We start from the raw sequence: 17,036 nt of genomic DNA on the forward strand, positions 1-17,036 counted from the left end.
GCCAGTACGCGCTGGGCGGCGTCGTGGAAGTCACGGAACTTCGCGCCCGGCTTCACCGCCGCGATGCCCGCCTCCTGGGCCTCGTAGACCGCGTCGTAGATCGTGCGCTGGAGGCCGGTGAACGTGCCGTCGATGGGCAGGGTGCGCGTCACATCGGCGGTGTAGAGGGTGTGCGTCTCCACCCCGGCGTCCAGGAGCAGCAGTTCCCCCGCCCGCACACGGCCGTTGTTGCGCCCCCAGTGCAGGATGCAGGCATGGGGCCCCGCCGCGGCGACGGTCCCGTAGCCGATGTCGTTGCCCTCCACCCGGGCGCGCAGGAAGAACGTGCCCTCGATGTAGCGCTCGGAGGTGGCCTCGGCCTTGTCCAGGACCTTCACCACGTCCTCGAAGCCGCGCACCGTGGAGTCCACGGCCTTCTGCAGCTCACCGATCTCGAAGGCGTCCTTGACCACCCGCGCCTCGGAGAGGTAGACCCGCAGCTCCTCGTCGCGCTCGGCGGTGACCTTGTCCACCAGCGCCGACTCGATGCCCGCGTCGTGACCGCGCACGACCCGCACCGGACCGGAGGCGTCCTTCAAGACGGCGGCCAGCTCGCGCACGTCCTTGCACGGGAGCCCGAGCAGCGCCTCTGCCTCCGCCAGGCCGTAGCGCCTGCCGACCCACAGCTCGCCCAGCCTGTGCAGCCAGAACTCGCCGTTCTCGCGGTCCGAGCGCGGCAGCCGGTACAGCGTCGCCTCGTGGCCGCCGTCGGCCGGCTCCAGGACCAGCACACCGCCCTCGGTCTGATCACCCGTCAGATAGACGAACTCGGTGCCCGCCCGGAACGCGTAGTCCATGTCATTGGCGCGGGACGTGAGCTGCCCGGCCGGGATCACCAGCCGCTCGCCGGGAAAGCGCGCGGAGAGGGCCGCGCGGCGGCGCGCGGCATGGGCGGCCTGCTCGACCGGTTTGAGGTCCCGCAGCTCGGTGTCGGCCCAGCCGGACCTCATGTTCTCGGCGAGCGCGTCCGAAACCCCTGTGTACAGGCCGTTCTTGCGCTGTGTGTTCTCGTCGGCCGCCGGTCTTGCGGGCGCGGACTCGGTCACGGCTTCCTCCTCCAACTGGGCCGCGGACCATCGTAGGGGCGAGCAGCGGGGCCGAGAAGGCATGGTGGGGACGGCTGTTCGGTACGGCCCCCACCGCGCCGCCGCCGGTCACAAAGGGCCGAGCCGCACCCGTACGAAGCGCGGTCGGTAGAGCTCGACGTTGCCGTTGACCTGCGGGTCCGGTGGAACGCCGGGCGGGCCGAGCCAGTTGACGTCATAGCTCAGCAGCAGTCCGTCGGCGCCGGTGAACTCCGGGTGCGCCTGCGGGTTGTAGATCGCGATGTGCCGCTGCTGGGCGGGGTCGTCGGGGCGGGGCGGGGTGATGCGGCCGCTCGGCCCGTGCCAGGGGCCCTGTGCCGAGCAGGACCAGTAGGAGGTGATCGTGGCCAGGCCGCTGCCGTCCGGTCCGCCCGTGTCTATGGTGAACAGCACCCACGTACCACCGTCCCGCACGACGGTGAAGGAGCTGCCGACGCCGCGCCGCCCGTCCTCGGGCAGCACCGGCGTCGCCCGGGCGGCCTCCGCCCGCCAGTCGCCGTCGCCCCAGAAGCGCCAGGCCCCCGCCTCGTCCAGCCGTCCCGTCGGCACCCGGGCGAGATAGGCGTTGGAGGTGGCCCGCTGCGGCCCGTCGTCGCCGCCGAAGACGTACGTCCAGTCGCCGTCGCGGACCGCAGCGGCCCCGTACAGGACGCGCCTGCCCGGGTCCGGCACCGCCGACTGGTCCACCACCCGCTCGATGTGCTCCAGACGCAGGTCGGGCAGCGAGAGCGTGGCGACCTCCGTGGAGCGTGGGACGCCGAAGACCCAGGCGCCCTGGCCCGGTGTGCGGTCCCACAGCAGGACGCGGACGACCTGCTCGTCCGCGCCCGGGGCGCGCGGCTCCACGCTCGCCCGCACCGGCCAGCGCCAGCCGCCCGCGGCGTCGGGGAAGTACGGGCCGGGGTTCAGCGGCGTACCGCCGGTCAGGGTCCGCTGCGGGCGGCCCGAAGGGGACATCACCACGGCGGAGTTGTGGATCAGGGCGGGGGTGCGGCCGGAGTCGGAGGTACGCCAGCGGTAGGGCTGGCCGAAGGAGTTGGGGGGCTGGTTCACGCGGTCCAGGAAGGTGTCGGAGAAGAGCCAGAGCGTACGGCCGTCCGGCAGCCGGACCGAGTGCGTGCCGTCGCCGCCGGTCCAGTCGTCCAGCCGGGAGTTGTCGTCCCCGTAGCGGGCGAACTCCCCGGTGAAGCGGGACTCCGCGGACCAGGAGGTGACCCCGCGGGCCCCGCACCCCTCGCGGCCGCCCTCGGGCAGCGCCAACAGCAGGGCCGCACCGGCGACCAGGGCGAGCAGCGCCGCCAGGACCGCGGTGCGGCGCGTCGGTCGGAAGGTCATCGCGCTCCTTGCCCTGATCGGGTCCGGTGGCGCGCCCACCGTACAGAATCACCGGCGCCGTACAGAATCACCGGGCTCGTACGGAGCCGCTGGGCCCGTACGGAGTCACCGGCGCCCGCGCGGAGCGTAGGAGGCCGGCGCCCGTTGCGGCTACGGCCGGTGCCGGGCCGTCACCAGCCCCGACTCGTAGGCGAAGACGACCAGTTGGGCCCGGTCGCGGGCCTCCAGTTTGGCCATCGCGCGGCTGACGTGCGTCTTGACGGTGAGCGGGCTGATCACCATCCGCCGGGCGATCTCCTCGTTGCACAGCCCGCGCGCGACCAGCGCCAGCACCTGCCGCTCGCGGTTGGTGAGCGGGTCCAGGGCCGGGACCAGCGGGTCGTCCGGCGGGCGGGCGATGAACTCGCCGATCAGCCGGCGGGTGACCGAGGGGGACAACAGGGCGTCGCCGCGGGCCGCGACATGGACGGCCTGGATCAGTTCGTCGGGTTCGGTGTCCTTCAGCAGGAAGCCGCCGGCGCCGGCGCGCAGGGCGGCGAAGACGTACTCGTCCAGGCCGTAGTTGGTCAGGATCACCACATGGACCGCGGCCAGGCCCGGGTCGGCGGCGATCCGGCGGGTCATCTCGATGCCGTCCATCACCGGCATCTGCACATCGACCAGGGCCACATCCGGCAGGCACCGCTCGACCAGCGCCAGCCCCTGCTGCCCGTCGGGGGCCTCGCCGACCACCTCCAGGTCCTCCTCGGCGCCGAGCAGGGCGCGGAACCCGGCCCGCATCAGGGCCTGGTCGTCGACGATCGCTACGCGGATCAGGGCGCTCACACTCTCTCCAGGGGGCTGGGCAGCGGGATGTCGGCGTGTACGGCGAAGCCGCCCTCGGCGCGCGGCCCGGCGCGCAGCCTGCCGCCCAGGGCCGCCACCCGCTCGCGCATCCCGATCAGCCCGGTGCCCGGTGCCGCGGCCCGGTCCGCACTGGCCCGTCCGTCGTCGGTGACGCGGACCCGCAACTCCCGTTCCGCGTAACGGATGTGCACCTCGGCGGTGGCGGTGGGGCCCGCGTGCCGGGCGATGTTGGTCAGCGCCTCCTGGACGATGCGGTAGACGGCCCGGTCGGCCTCCGGGGGCAGCGGGCGGCGCTCTCCGTCGACCGTGACCGTCACCTCCAGTCCGGCCGCGCGCGAGCGCGCCACCAGGGCTTCGATACGGGCCAGGCCGTGCCGCGGCCCGCTGCCGTCCTCGCGCAGCACCTCCAGCGTGGCGCGCAGCTCCCGCATGGCCTCACCGCTGGCCTCCTGGATGGCCAGCAGCGCCTCGGGCACCTGCTCGCCCCGCTTGCGCGCCAGATGGACGGCGACCGAGGCCTGGAGGCGGACGATGGAGATGCTGTGGGTGAGCGAGTCGTGCAGCTCCCGGGCGATGCGCAGCCGCTCCTGGCCCGCGCGGTGCAGTGCGGCCTCCTCACGGGTGCGCTCGGCGTCCACCGCGCGCTGCTCGACCTGTTTGAGGTAGGCCTCGCGGTGCCGGGTCATCTGGGCCCGTACGATCACCGCCACGAACCAGCCGGGCAGCAGCACGATCAGCGGCAGGATGTCCTGGTACGGCCGCCCCGCGGTGTCCCGCCCGATGGCGGGCACGCTCGGGCCGAGCGGGCCGTCGGAGAGCGCGACGGCCAGCGGGGCACACATGAAGGCCAGGGAGGCCAGCAGTGCCTGGCCGCGATGGCCCGCGCGGGCCGCGAAGTGGACGGCCACCAGGACGGGGGTGCCCGCCGAGGGCCCGGGGTGCAGCCGTATCGCGACAACGGCCATGATCCCGGTGACCAGCAGCAGGACGGGCAGCGGATAGCGGCGGCACAGGATCAGCGCGAGTCCGCCGGACACGAGCAGGACGTATCCCAACGGGCCCGGCGTGGCCACCCGTTCGGAGAGGTAGGCGGCGTCCAGCACGAGCAGGCCCGCGGCCGCGCAGCCCAGCAGCGTGTCGGGCACCCGGTGCCGCCGGTCGTGCGGGAGCTCGTCGCGCGCCATATTCGGCACAGTAGAGCCAACTCCCGTGCGGGCGCCTCGTCTTGGGGAACCGAAGCGGCCGTACTCCACGGGGAGTAGCCGGGGGCGCCACGGCCCCCGGGGAGAGTAAGGGCAACTGTCTGCCCGCGTACGACGACTTCGCCCGGCGCCACGGCGAGTATCGGGGACATTGCCGCCCCGCCCTCGCACCTCCTCCCCGCGGCGGCGGGGCGGCAGCCGGGCCGCCGTCCGCAGGGCCACGGGGGGCCAAGCGGCCGACGCGGCTCCGGTGCCCACCACGTGCGCCATACGCGCTGGTCAGACGCGATTGAGCGGTACTCAACCGGTCATCTGAGCAGCCGGACTCATGCCGTCCGCACCCCCGCGGACGAGGATTTCATGGACGGCAGCCGCCGACCGGGCCCGGACCACACGGACAAGGAGGGCTACGTCACGGCGTACGCCGAGCCGGAGCGGTGCTGGAAGGGGCGGCTGGAGATCGCCGGGAGTGTGGTGGACGAGTCCTCCGGCTCCTCGGGGACCCCGTACAACTGGGTACGCTCGCGCCGGGAGCTGAACACCGTGCACCGCAATGTCGCCGGGTACACCTCGCTGGTCTTCCCCTCCAGGAAGCTCTTCGTGATCAACGCGTACTCGATGGGGGCCTGGGCCACCGGCACCAGCACCAGCACCGCCATGGCGCGGATCGCCACCGTCAAGAACACCGGCCCCGATCCGGAGCGGATCGTGGACACCCTGCGCCACTTCGGGCCGCGCTACGACTATCCCGTCACCGCCTACCCGCCCTTCCGCGAGCACCTGCGGGACCGGCTCGCGGGCGAGGCGTGGTTCGTGAACTCGCGCAAGGACTACCGGCTGGCGGCGAGGGTGGGCGGCGAGCGCATGACCGAGGCGCTGCGCGACTACGTCGGCGACATCTTCGGCCAGGTCCGCTCCGGCTACGGCGCCTCGGACCTGGCCATCGGCATGGGCGGCGAGACCGCCTTCAGCGTGTGGCTGCGCCGGCTGATCCGCCGGGACGAGACGGTACGCGCGGCCTTCCTGGGCCCGGACGAGCTGCGCTACAACATCGGCGACGAGGGCACTTTGCTGTCCTTCCCGAAGGCCTGGCGCATCCTTGAGGACCTGGAGCCCGTGCGCCCGGGGCTGCCGGCGCGCGCCGAGGCCGCCGCCCGGCGCGAGCGGATGCGGCTGCCGCTGCTGTTCCTGTACGGGCGGGCCGGCTCCACCATCTCCTACATGGGCGCGAACATCTCTCCGCAGGACGTGGAGTACGGGCTCTACGAGGGCAACCCGATGGCGGAGCTGATCGAGGGGTGCGGTCCGGGGCTGGACGAGGGCGGCGACCTCGCGGCCCGGCCGGTGGTGCACGTACAGCTGCGCGCCGGGGCCCGGCCCTCCCCCGCCGAGGCGGACCATCTGGCCAAGGCGTGCCAGTACGGGGGGCTGCGCCATCTCACCTCCTGCAGCCGCAACTTCGCCCAGTCGGTCGCCGAGGACGCCGCGGCGGGCGAGATCTCGGTACGGCTGCACGCGCACGGCACCGGCCCGTTCGCCGGCACCGGAAAGATCAAGAACACCTGTCCGATCCGTGGGGGTGCGTGAGGATGCGCAGCGAGGACTTCTCCCTCGCACCGGCGCCCGGCCCGGCCGGCGCGATGTTCGTGGGCGCCACCCTCCCCCATTGCCTTAAGGGCATGGGAGGTGCCCCCCTCCCGGGGCCGCGGGCGATCCTGGCGCCGGGCCCGGGCCGGCTGCGTACGGTCCGCGAGATGAAGCCGATGCGCGGCTACGTATGGCACAAGGTGTACGGGCGGTTCCCGTTCACCCTGGGCACCATCGCCTTCTTCACCGACCGCGGCGAACTGCTGAAGTCCGCCCGCGGCCGGGCCCATCATGAGCTGATGTGCTGGCTGACCGATGAGGGCGAGAAGCGGGTGACCGGGGGCTGGATCCGTATCTGCACCGCCGATGCCGCCGGGTACACCAACGGCCTCTGGCGCGCGGAGAACGGGCGCCTGGGCCATATCTACACTTTCAGCCCGCTCTCGACCGAGCACGCGCCGCGGGCCGTGCGCCATGTGACCCGATGACCATCGTCCTGACCCCCGTGGACGGGCGGCGGGCGCTCGGCGAGTTCTGCGAACTGCCGCTGCGCCTGCACCCCGCCGACCGCTATGTGCCCGTCCTCAAGGGGCAGATCCGCGACTGGTACCGCAGCGGGGCCACCGAGCTGCACCTGGCGCGAAACTCCCGTACGGGCCGGGCGCTGGGCCGGGTGTGTCTGCATCGCTCCCCCGCCATGGACGCCCGGCTCGGCCGCGCCACCCAACTGTTCGGGCTGCTGGAGTTCTCCGACGCGGAGGTCGCCGGGGTCCTGTTCGACCTGGTGCGCAGGACCGGGGCGCGGGCCGGGGCCAAGGGCGAGTTCGGGCCGGTGAACCTGCTGCCCAACCAGTCCGGCGGAGTGATCACATCCGGTTTCGCCGAGCGCGGCTTCATCGACTCGGCCTGGAACCCCTCCCACTACCCGGCGATCTACGAGCACCACGGCTTTCTGCGCCGCTTCGTGTCCGACACCTGGATCTGCGAGAACGTGCACACCACGGACGCCGACTTCGCCTTCCCCTTCGACGACGCGCGGATCGCGTCCGAGCGGCTGCGCGTCCACCACGGCTCGCGCCGCCGCCTCAAGGAGCAACTGCCGCTGCTGCGGACGATGCTGAACGCCTCCTTCGCGCAACTCCCGTACTACACCGAGATCTCCGCCGAGCAGCTGGCCGCCCGGACGGACGGGCTGGCGCACCTGCTGGACGAGCGGCTGCTGCTGTATCTGACCAAGGACGGGGAGCCGATCGCGTTCGTGCTGGCCGTGCCGGACATCTCCGAGTTCGTGGCGGGGACCGGCGGCCGGCTCACCCCGGCCCGCCGGCTCCACCTGCTGGCCACCCGCTCGCGCTACCGCCGCGACGCCGTCCTGGTGATCAAGGGCACCGTCCCCGGACACCAGGGGCAGGGCTATCTGACGCTGCTCAGCCGGGAGTTGCACCGCGGGCTGCGCGAGGGCGGCTACCGGACGCTGCGCGGCACCTTCGTCGAGCACGGCAACGAGGCCTCCGCGGCCCAGTACCGCCGGGCCGGCGGCCGTCCGCTGCACGGCTACACCTTCTACGAGCGAGACCTGTGATGCCGGCCCCGCCCGCCCGGCCCCCGCCCATCCGTTCACCGCGCTCCAGGGGCGCGAGGCCCCGTGCCGGCGCGCGCCCAGTGCGCACAACACCCGGCCGTGGACGTTGAGTTACGGGCCGGAGGCGGTCACGGTCGGCCGGCTGACCCAGCGCGAGCTGCCCGCGGGCGTGCGACCCGGCGGGATCTGTTCCTGTCGCTGGGCGCGTTCGTGGAGACCTGTCGGATCGTGGCGGCGGACGCCGGACTGCCGCTGCGGACGCACGTCGAGGCGGCCGAAGGGCGGCGGACCGCCGCCCGGCTGCCGCCCGCGACCGCGCCGTACCGTACGCCCTTCAGCGCCACCACCCTCGCCACCCGCGGCTGCGCCCGCGGCCCGCACCGCCCGCCCCGCCTCACCGACGCCCAACTGGCGCCTGTCCGCCCACTCGTGACGGGAATTCAGCTGGCCGAGCCGCCCGCGGACCGCACGCGCGCCGCACACCCGGCTCGCCCCGGACTCCGGCTCCGGCTCCGGACGGGTGCCGGCGGTCTTCCGCGCCGGGGTGCCGCTGCACCGGCCGCCGCGCTCGGCCCGGCTTTCGGGGGCGCCGCGCGGCCGAGGCGGGCGCCCGGCCGGGGTGCGTCACCCGCCGATGCGGGCGTTCCGGACCGGGTGGCTCCGGTCCGGAACGCCCGTGCGGAGGGTGGGCGCCCGCCGCGGTCAGCCGCCGATGTTCACATCGATGCAGGCGTAGAAGGCGTTGGCGGTGTCGGCGACGTTCCAGACCGCCAGCACCTTCTGCTTGCCGCTCACATTGCCGAAGTTGACCTGGTGGGTGACGGTCTCGGGCGGCCGGGCACCGCCGTCGTTGAACTCCGCGACCTTCTGGCCGCCGGCGAAGTACTGCCAGGTACTGGTGGCGTGGCGGGCGGTCAGCCGCCAGGTGAAGGCCTGGGTGCGGCCGACGTTGGTGACCCGCCAGCCCTTGCTGTCGTCGTCGAGGTCGGCGAACTGCCGGTTGCCGCCGCTACAGCTGCGCAGCCCCTTGGGCCCTTCGACGCTCTGCGGCTCCCACTTGATGGGGCCGCACTGGACGGTGCCCGCCGCGCACTGCGCCTGGCGGCTCGGCGGGGCGTTCACATAGCCGTGCGCACTGGCCTGGCCGGCCGGCAGGGTGACCACGAGGAGCGGGGCTATGCCCGCGCCCACGGCAGCGGCCAGCATCCTTTTCTTGCGCATGTCAACTCCTTCACGATGGAGGCCCCCGCACGGGCAGGCATGCGCACCGGGGTCGCCGCACCGGGCGTCCGCTTGCCGGGGGCCTCGTCGAATGGGGGGGGTAGGGGATGTGAAGGTGTTCCTCTGGCGACGGGGTCCGAAGCCGTCCGCGCAGGGCTGCCGACCGCATTCGCGGCGGCCCGGATCTCGTACGCCAATTGGTCTAGACTTTACCGGCTGTCCGTGCACGGTCAAGAGGTTCAACGCTCAAGGTCCCCATGGGCACGCCGAGTTGAGCGATCTTCGAGCGCCGGGACGCCAGGGCCTGCGGCTGAACCCGGGCCCTCAGGGTTTGGGGATGTCGAAGAGGCGGGTGAGGGAGGCGGCCAGGCTCAGGTCGCCGGTCACCTTGACCTTGCGGGTGAGGAACATCGTCACCGGGCTGCTGTTGCCGGAGACCAGCTTGAGGAACTCCGCGTCCCGCAGCGTGAAGGTCACCCGGGGAGCGCCCTCGCCCCACCCCCGGCGCACCGAGCAGGTGCCGTCCTCGATCGTGGTCTCGTAGTCGACGTCGCTCTCGCCGGTGATCCGCCAGCGGATCAGCGCCCGCAGCCCGCGCGCGTTCTCGGGGCAAAACTGCCGCTCCATGCGGCCGAAGATCTCGCCGAGCACCCTCGCCCGCAGCTCACCGCGCGCGACCTGGGCGATCTCCTTGGCGGACAGGCTCTTGACGATCCCGGCGAACTCCTGCGGGGTCACGCTCGCGAAGTCGAGCCCGGCCAGCCGGGCGGCGACGTCCTCGGCCATACCGGTCTCCTCACCGCTTGCCACTCACCACGCGTCACTCCACGCGCCGTGGACCGCCCGGCCACACTACCCACCGGCGCTCCGGGACACGGCCACGGCCCCGCCACACCGGCACCGCTCCCCCGGGGCGCCACCCACTGACGCCCGCCACTGAACCCCCAACTCCCCTTTTCCATACGGCCCTTGACGCCGCACAGGCATTGCATTCTCCCTACGCCCGGGTAAGTTGACTTCCGAGTAAGCCGGAGTAAGTCGGCCCGCGTCCAAGGCTCCGGAGGTGGCCATGGGCAGTATCACCAGGGACCTGAGAACCGCGCTGCGGCGCCCCGGACTCGCCGGGCGCGCGCGGGTGGACATCGTCCGCGAGGGCGGGGTCGTACGGGAAGTGCGGGCCGCCCCGCTCGCCGTGCCGCCCGAGCGCGGCAGCCTGGCCGACATCCCCTTCACCAACGCCGCCGAGGCCCCCGACGCGGTGGTGCTGCGGCGCAAGGAGGGCGGGCAGTGGCGCCCGGTGACCGCGGCCGCCTTCGCCCGGCAGGTCGCCGCCGTGGCACGCGGGCTGATCGCCGCGGGCCTGGCGCCGGGAGACCGGGTCGCGCTGATGTCCCGTACCCGGTACGAGTGGACCGTGCTCGACTTCGCCATCTGGGCGGCGGGCGGCCGCACCGTACCGGTCTACGACACCTCCTCGGCGGACCAGCTGCGGTGGATCCTGCGGGACTGCGCGGCCACCTTCCTGATCGTGGAGAACGCACAGCATCTGCACACCGCCCACCGGGCCACGGCCGGCCCCGACGCACCGGCACCGCGGATCCGGCAGATCGAGGCCGGGGCGCTGGAGGAGCTCACCGCCATCGGCCAGGACGTCGGCGAGCGGGTCCTGGACGAGCGGCGGCGGGCGCTCGGCCCGGACACCGTCGCCACCCTCGTCTACACCTCCGGGACCACCGGCCGCCCCAAGGGCTGCGTGCTGACCCACGGCAACCTGTACGCCGAGGCCGCCAACCTCGTCCAGCTGCTGCGCCCGGCCTTCGTCGAGGCGACCCGGCAGACCCCCGCCACGCTGCTCTTCCTGCCGCTGGCGCACGTCCTGGGCCGGGTCATCCAGATCGCCTGCCTCCTGGACCGGATCGCCCTGGGCCTGTTCCCCAGCATCAAGCCCGCCGAGCTGCGGCCCGAACTGGCCCGGTTCGAGCCGACCTTCCTGGTGGCCGTGCCCTACTTCTTCGAGAAGGTGCACGACGTGGCGCGGGAGACCGCCGAGCGCATCGGCCGCGGCGCCTCGTTCACCCGGGCCGAGCGGATCGCGGTGCGCTACGGCGAGCGGGAGATGCACCGTCTGCTGGGCACCGGGCCCGGCCCCGGCCTGCGCCTGCGGCTCGCCAGGGGGCTGTACGACCTGCTGGTCTACCGCAGGGTCCGCAAGGCGCTGGGCGGGCGGCTGCGGTACGCGCTCAGCGGCAGCTCCTCCCTGGACCCGCGGCTGGCCCTGTTCTTCTTCGGCTGCGGAGTCCTGGTCTACGAGGGGTACGGGCTGACCGAGACCAGCGCCGCCGCGACCGTCGCCCCGCCGCTGGCCCCGCGCCTGGGCACGGTCGGCCTGCCGGTGCCCGGCACGTCGGTGCGCATCGCCGACGACGGGGAGGTGCTGATCCGGGGCGGCATCGTCTTCGGCTCGTACTGGAACAACCCCGAGGCGACCGCGGACGCACTGGACGGCGGCTGGTTCGCCACCGGAGACCTGGGCCGCCTCGACGAGGAGGGCCATCTGACCATCGTCGGGCGCAAGAAGGACATCCTGGTCACCAGCGGCGGCAAGAACGTCTCCCCCAGCATCCTGGAGGACCGGCTGCGCAGCCGCCCGCCGGTGGGCCAGTGCCTGGTGGTCGGCGAGGGGCGGCACTACATCGCCGCGCTGATCACCCTGGACCCCGAGGCGATGGAGCACTGGCTGCGGGTCCGCCGCCGCCCCGCCGGCGCCCCCTTCGCCGAACTCCGGGACGACCCCGGCCTGCTGGCCGATGTCCAGCGGGCCGTGGACCACGCGAACCAGGCGGTCTCGCGGGCGGAGGCCATCCGCGCCTTCCGGATCGTGCCCGGCGAGTTCACCCAGGACAACGGCCTGCTCACCCCCTCCCTGAAGATGCGCCGGCACGCCGTCGCCGCGGCCTACGCCCAGGACATCGAGGCGCTGTACGGGGAGCGGCGGGGCGGGCGGGGCGCGGCGGACGGGCACTTCGGGTGCCGGGGCCTGCTGCCCTGACCCCGCGCCTCGCCGGCCACGAATTGACCCCAAAATTCCGACCGTAATTGCACCCTGGAAGGGGTCTATCCGGCTCATAGAGTCAACGACATGAACAGCACGCAGCACACCGCGACCGCCCCCACCACCTCGACCGCCCCGCAGCAGCCCGTACTGACCCGCGCCGCCGGGGCGGAGACCCGCGCCGACCCCAGCAGCGTGATGACCCTGCTGGCGGACGCGGGCACCGACGGCTCCGGCGTGACCAGCTACCGCAGCAGGTTCAGCCCGGGCACGCCCGGCGCCCCGGTCCACTTCCACACCCGCGCCTGGGAGATCTTCTTCGTCATCAGCGGCTCCCTCCAGGTGCTGGTCGGCGAGGAGGTCACGGTCCTGAACGACGGCGACTTCCTGGCCGTACCTCCGCACACCCCGCACGCCTTCCGGGCCGCGCCCGGGTCCGAGCCGGACGTGCTGTGCCTGTTCACGCCGGGGATGCCGCGGTTCGACTATCTGCGGCTGCTCAACCGCGTGGCGCTCGGCCAGGCCGACCCCAGGGAGATCGCGGAGTCCTCCGAACTCTACGACAACCACTACACCGAGAGCGCCGTGTGGCGTGCCTTGCTGAACGCCGAGGCCACGCCCGTCCGGGCGGAGTAGAAGCGGAGTAGAACACGGCTGACGGAGCAGAAAGGACGTATGAGCGAAGCCGATCACCACCTCACCGTCGAACAGATGCTGCGCGCCAACCAGCAGAACTGGGACGCCCGCACCCCGGTCCACGTCGCCAGCGACTTCTACGGCCTGGACGGCTCCCGGACCACCGCCGACTTCATCGCCCCCTTCGAGTGGGAGGACCTGGGTGAGGTGAAGGGCCGCGAGGTCCTGCACCTCCAGTGCCATCTGGGCACCGAAACACTCGCCTTCGCCGAACGCGGCGCGGCCCGCACGGTCGGCCTGGACTTCTCCGGCGAGGCGGTGGCGCAGGCCAGGCAGCTGGCACAGCGGGCCGGGCACGACATCGAGTTCGTCCAGGCCGATGTCCACGACGCCGTCTCCGCGCTCGGCGGCAGACAGTTCGACGTGGTCTACACCGGCAAGGGCGCCGTCTGCTACCTGCCCGACCTGCCCCGCTGGGCCCGCGTCGTCGCCTCGCTCCTGCGCCCGGGCGGCACCCTCTACGTCGTCGACTTCCACCCCGTCCTCAACTCGCTCGGCCCCGTACCCCAGCCCGACGACCACGAACTCCTGCTCCGCCACGACTACTTGTCGGGCCGCGGCCCCATCCGGAGCGACTCCCCGCACACCTACACCGACGGCCCCCCGCTCAGCGGCGCACGGACCAGCTACGAGTGGCGCCACAGCCTGGCGGACATCGTCTCCGCGACCCTGGGCACCGGCCTGACCCTGACCGCCCTCCGCGAGACCGAGCTGCTGCCCTGGCCGAGATTCCAGGGCATGCTCCGCGCCCCCGACGGCTGGTGGCACCTGCCCCCCGACCGCCCCCGCATCCCCCTCCTGTTCGCACTCCGGGCCGTCCGGGGCCGGTGACGGGACCGTTGCGCCGGGGCGTACGCCGAGAAGTACGCGGGAAGGCCCAGGGCCTGTCGTCACAGCCCCTAGGCCAGCAGCCAGTGGCCGCCCGTGGTCCAGCCCAGGAAGCGACGGGCCCGGCCGTTCTCGGCGGTGCCGTCGGCGGCGAAGTAGCCGCCGGACACGACGAGTTGGAGTCCGGCGAGGGCGGGGGCCAGGCGCTGCGCCACGCGTGGGGGGAATCGGGTCGTCGCTTCCTCCAGCCAGGAAAGGACGGCCGTCTGCTCGGGCGGGGTGCACAGGGAGAGGTGGAAGAGCATCTGACGCCAGGCGTAGGCCGCGTCCTTGACGGTGGGCAACGGGCGGGGGTGGCCGTGGAGTTGGGCGGTGAGGCGGCAGACGGCGGTGAAGCAGCGGCGGGCGAGTTCGGGCCGTCCGGAGGGCGCGGTGGCGCCGAGCGAGTGGACCAGGGTGGCGAGGTTGTGGGTGGTGAGGATCTGGGACTGTTCGATGACCATGCCGTTGGCGGCCACCGACCAGGAGCCCGCGGCCGGTACGCGGTCGTGGCACAGGCGGGCGAAGCCGCCGCTGGGGTCGGGGCGTTCGCCCTGCCGGGCGCGCTCGCGGCCGTCCTTGCGGGCCTTGCGGTCGGCCAGCGCCACGATCCGGTCGTAGTCGACGGCGTAGTAGCGCTCGTAGAGGGTGCCGTGCAGCAGCTCGCCCGCGATCCGGGCCGCCGCCAGGAACTTGCCGGAGAAGGTACCCGTGAAGATGTCCGCGGCCAGCTCCTCCACCAGCGGCACCTCCAGGTCGGCGGCGCGCGCCAGGTCCCTCATCCTGCCGATGAGCGGGTTGGGGAGCAGCGTCGCGGGAAAGCCCGTCAGCGCCTGCCCGGCCAGGAGGGTCAGGGTGGTGCGGGCCTGCGCGCGGCTGTGGCCGGAGCCGCTGCGCTGGCCGGCCACGGCGCGTACCCACGGCAGCTCCTCAACGCGTACCTGGTGCTGGAGGTTGTGCAGCAGCAGGGAGCGGCGCCCGGCGAAGGCCCGGTGGTTGGCGGCCATGAGGGCGCGCAGCGCCGGGTCGGGGTAGGCCAGCGCGGTGGTGGCGGCCACGAGCTGGGGTACGAGTTCGGCGAGGACCTCGGCGGAGGGCACCACGCCGCGCTCGACGAGGGTGCCGATGGGGGCGTGCAGCGCGCCCCGGACGATCCGGCGCAGGGGGTCCGGCACGGCGGCCCCGGCGGGGAGACCGCCGCTCTTCGCCTCCCGTTCGGTGACCGGGGTGAGCAGCGGCTCGATGTCGGGTGTGCCGGTGTCCTGCGGGAGGGCGGCGAGACGGCGGGCGACGAGCTGGGCCAGGGCGTGGTGCGTGGGGCGGGCCGCGTCCGCCGCCTGCCGGTCGCGCAGCGTACGGTGCGGCGCGGTGCCGGGCACGCCGCGCCGCCGCACCATCGAGTGGACCGCGTGCCGCAGCAGGCCGAGTTGACGGTCCGTCAGAACACCGGAGCCGGCGCCGTCACCACTGAGGGACTCCAGGCAGGAGCGCAGGATCGCGGCGTTCTCCTTGGGCCTGCGGTGCTTGGTGCAGCGGGTGTGCTCGGCGGCCAGGTGCCGGTAGCGCTCCAGCAGGGCCGCCGAGCGCCGGTGCCAGTCGGCCGACGGGGTGCGGGCCAGGACGCGGCCGCCCTCGGCGGTCTCCAGCCAGTGCGCGAGCAGTTCGTCGGCGAAGGGGTTCCATACGGCCAGCGCCTCGTTCATCGCCTCGACGGCCTCGTGGCGGCCGCGCGCCGCGACGGTGGCGCGGGCCTGCCCGACCGTACGGCGGTGCGCCGTGGCGGCGTCGCCGGCCGCGTCGTGGGCGGTGCGGGCGGCGGCGGGCCGGGGTGTGAAGCGCAGCCGGGCGGCGAACGGCTCCAGGGTGTCCAGGAGCTCCAGCGCGCCGTCCGAATCCCCGGCGCGCACCAGCCAGGCCACCGTGAGCAGCGCGGTCTCCTCCGGCAGCGCCGCCTCGTAGGCGCCCTCCTCCAGGCGCTCGGTCAGCTGCCGCAGGCCGGTGTGGGTGAGGTGGTGGGCGAACAGGGCCTGCCGGTCGGCGCGGACACCGGCGCGCCGCGCGGCCTCGGACTCGTACGGCTCCAGGGGACCCTCGGCGCTCGCGGCGCCCGTGGCGAAGCCGCCGCGGACCACCTCGGGGGTCACCCAGGCGGGGAGCCCGGCGACGGGGGTGCGCGAGCCGATGGACAGGGTCCCCTCGCTCATGCCCGCCAGCACCTTGCGCCAGCGGCGGACGCGTTCGCGGGCACGGCGGCGGGTCCGGCGGTCCGCGTGGGTCAGTGAGGTGGTGAAGGCGCGGGCCAACTGCCCTGCCGCATAGCCGGGGTCGGCCGCCACGGGCCGCTGCTGCTCGTCGCTGTTCACCGACAGCTCGTCATCGTTCATAGCCAGCGTGGCAGGTTCCGCCCCTGCGCCCTCCGGGTAGGAAGCCCGGCGCTCTGCTGTCTGAGCTACACGCTGTCGCGCGGCTCACGGTATGCGCGGCACAGCGGACCCGGCAACCGGCTTTTGCGGGCCGGTACCGGTGTCGGGTGTGCGCCGGAATCCGGTGCGCCGCGCAGTGCGGTGTGCGCCACCACGCGGGCTGCGTTTAGCGCAGTGGATCTCTTTGTCATCATGGGCCCGTGAAAGCGAGCCCCGCATGATTTCCGTATTCCTCTCGGCCGTCGTGGCCTGGTACGTCCTCAAGGGCGCGGCACGCCGTCTGTCATGCGCCCGGCGTCTGGTCGAGCGGTGTTCGCCGTGGACCGCGCGGCTGCACGCCTGGGTGCTCTCGGCGCCCGCGACGTTCTGCTACATCGCCGTGTTCACCTGCTTCACCATCGTGCAGACCACCGCCCCGCCCCGGCTCATCGACATCATGACCGCGGTGGACAGCACCAGCCTGGTGCGGCTGCGCCGGGGCGCGATGGAGGTCCTGGCCACGAGCGCGTTCTGGGTGGCCGACCACGGCGACGGGCTCGTCCTGTACGTCGTGGGCTTCTCCACCCTGGTCGCCTGGGCCGAGCGGCGCTTCGGCACCCCGCGCATGATCGTCATCGCGGTCTCCGGGCACGTACTGGGCTCCGTGCTCACCCAGGGACTGCTGCGACAGCAGATCAGCCTCGGCCGGGCGCCGGCCCATCTCGCCTACGCCACCGACGTCGGCGTCAGCTACATCCTCGCGGCCGGGATGGCCGCCGCCGTCCTGGTCATGCGCGGCAGGGTGCGGCTCGTCGGTGCCGCGCTGCTGCTGGCCGTACTGCTGACCCCGATGGTGGTCAGCCGCACCATCTGGGACCTCGGCCACATCATCGCCGCGAGCTGCGGGCTGGCGGTGGCCGCACTGTGCCGCTGGGCCGGTCCGCTGCGCACTCCCCCGCCGCTGCCCGGCCCCGCGCCGCGCATGCCGTGGACAGGACGACGGGCCAGGTAAAGGACCGGACCAAGGCCTGCTGGGCGAGGTGACACTCTCAAACCCCGGCCCTTGGGGCATGGGTCGCACAACTCTACGGTCAGTGAGGAAGAAGCCAACCGGCCGACGAC

Annotated in this window: 14 protein-coding genes and 1 tRNA gene; 7 read left to right on the plus strand and 8 right to left on the minus strand. The window is 73.4% G+C overall.

Annotated features, from left to right (window positions below; translation table 11 throughout):
- The 4 genes from AC4IJH_RS10980 to AC4IJH_RS10995 form a co-directional block, all read right to left on the minus strand.
- Window positions 1-1,085: aminopeptidase P family protein (locus AC4IJH_RS10980; RefSeq protein ID WP_490851410.1), on the minus strand; the 1,085-nt coding region annotated here is incomplete at its 3' end.
- Between the two features lie 108 nt (window positions 1,086-1,193).
- Window positions 1,194-2,459: a DUF5005 domain-containing protein gene (locus AC4IJH_RS10985; protein WP_490851411.1), complete on the minus strand. Its 1,266-nt coding sequence runs from the start codon at window positions 2,457-2,459 to the stop codon at window positions 1,194-1,196.
- Window positions 2,460-2,609: 150 nt separating this feature from the next.
- A complete protein-coding gene (locus tag AC4IJH_RS10990) occupies window positions 2,610-3,275 on the minus strand; it encodes a response regulator (protein ID WP_490851501.1) in 666 nt (221 codons plus the stop codon).
- 5 nt (window positions 3,276-3,280) lie between these two features.
- Window positions 3,281-4,489, minus strand: coding sequence for a sensor histidine kinase (locus AC4IJH_RS10995; protein WP_490851412.1), 1,209 nt, complete (start codon window positions 4,487-4,489; stop codon window positions 3,281-3,283).
- 378 nt (window positions 4,490-4,867) lie between these two features.
- Between AC4IJH_RS10995 and AC4IJH_RS11000 the strand changes: the two genes are divergently transcribed.
- From AC4IJH_RS11000 to AC4IJH_RS11010, 3 genes are read left to right on the plus strand one after another with little or no spacing between them, the layout of a single operon-like run.
- Window positions 4,868-6,094 carry a phenylacetate--CoA ligase family protein gene (locus AC4IJH_RS11000; RefSeq protein WP_490851413.1) on the plus strand — a complete coding sequence of 409 codons (1,227 nt, stop codon included), beginning with the start codon at window positions 4,868-4,870 and terminating at the stop codon, window positions 6,092-6,094.
- Window positions 6,095-6,096: 2 nt separating this feature from the next.
- Complete coding sequence (locus AC4IJH_RS11005) at window positions 6,097-6,582, plus strand: DUF4188 domain-containing protein (RefSeq protein ID WP_490851414.1); 486 nt, start codon at window positions 6,097-6,099, stop codon at window positions 6,580-6,582.
- The gene (locus AC4IJH_RS11010; RefSeq protein ID WP_490851415.1) at window positions 6,579-7,676 is read left to right on the plus strand and encodes a GNAT family N-acetyltransferase; all 1,098 of its coding nucleotides are present in this window, start codon (window positions 6,579-6,581) and stop codon (window positions 7,674-7,676) included. Before AC4IJH_RS11005 ends, AC4IJH_RS11010 begins: the two co-directional genes overlap by 4 nt.
- 702 nt (window positions 7,677-8,378) lie before the next feature.
- Here AC4IJH_RS11010 and AC4IJH_RS11015 read toward each other — a convergent pair.
- Together AC4IJH_RS11015 and AC4IJH_RS11020 are read right to left on the minus strand one after the other, a co-directional pair.
- Window positions 8,379-8,897, minus strand: coding sequence for a lytic polysaccharide monooxygenase auxiliary activity family 9 protein (locus AC4IJH_RS11015; protein ID WP_490851416.1), 519 nt, complete (start codon window positions 8,895-8,897; stop codon window positions 8,379-8,381).
- 324 nt (window positions 8,898-9,221) lie between these two features.
- Window positions 9,222-9,683, minus strand: coding sequence for an SCP2 sterol-binding domain-containing protein (locus AC4IJH_RS11020; RefSeq protein ID WP_490851417.1), 462 nt, complete (start codon window positions 9,681-9,683; stop codon window positions 9,222-9,224).
- A gap of 283 nt (window positions 9,684-9,966) precedes the next feature.
- Between AC4IJH_RS11020 and AC4IJH_RS11025 the strand changes: the two genes are divergently transcribed.
- The 3 genes from AC4IJH_RS11025 to AC4IJH_RS11035 all read left to right on the plus strand — a co-directional run bounded on the left by AC4IJH_RS11025 (window position 9,967) and on the right by AC4IJH_RS11035 (window position 13,476).
- Window positions 9,967-11,946 carry an AMP-dependent synthetase/ligase gene (locus AC4IJH_RS11025; RefSeq protein WP_490851418.1) on the plus strand — a complete coding sequence of 660 codons (1,980 nt, stop codon included), beginning with the start codon at window positions 9,967-9,969 and terminating at the stop codon, window positions 11,944-11,946.
- Between the two features lie 90 nt (window positions 11,947-12,036).
- A complete protein-coding gene (locus tag AC4IJH_RS11030; protein WP_490851419.1) occupies window positions 12,037-12,585 on the plus strand; it encodes a cupin domain-containing protein in 549 nt (182 codons plus the stop codon).
- Window positions 12,586-12,624: 39 nt separating this feature from the next.
- Window positions 12,625-13,476 carry a class I SAM-dependent methyltransferase gene (locus AC4IJH_RS11035; RefSeq protein WP_490851420.1) on the plus strand — a complete coding sequence of 284 codons (852 nt, stop codon included), beginning with the start codon at window positions 12,625-12,627 and terminating at the stop codon, window positions 13,474-13,476.
- Between the two features lie 68 nt (window positions 13,477-13,544).
- Here the strand turns inward: AC4IJH_RS11035 and AC4IJH_RS11040 are convergent, their stop codons facing one another.
- Window positions 13,545-15,896 carry a hypothetical protein gene (locus AC4IJH_RS11040; protein ID WP_490851421.1) on the minus strand — a complete coding sequence of 784 codons (2,352 nt, stop codon included), beginning with the start codon at window positions 15,894-15,896 and terminating at the stop codon, window positions 13,545-13,547.
- A gap of 2 nt (window positions 15,897-15,898) precedes the next feature.
- Window positions 15,899-15,971 (minus strand) — tRNA-Gly (locus tag AC4IJH_RS11045).
- A gap of 181 nt (window positions 15,972-16,152) precedes the next feature.
- Here AC4IJH_RS11045 and AC4IJH_RS11050 point away from each other — a divergent pair.
- The gene (locus tag AC4IJH_RS11050; RefSeq protein ID WP_490851422.1) at window positions 16,153-16,926 is read left to right on the plus strand and encodes a rhomboid-like protein; all 774 of its coding nucleotides are present in this window, start codon (window positions 16,153-16,155) and stop codon (window positions 16,924-16,926) included.
- The last annotated feature ends 110 nt before the right edge of the window (window positions 16,927-17,036 follow it).

The sequence above is a fragment of the Streptomyces sp. UF-297 genome, assembly GCF_058245575.1.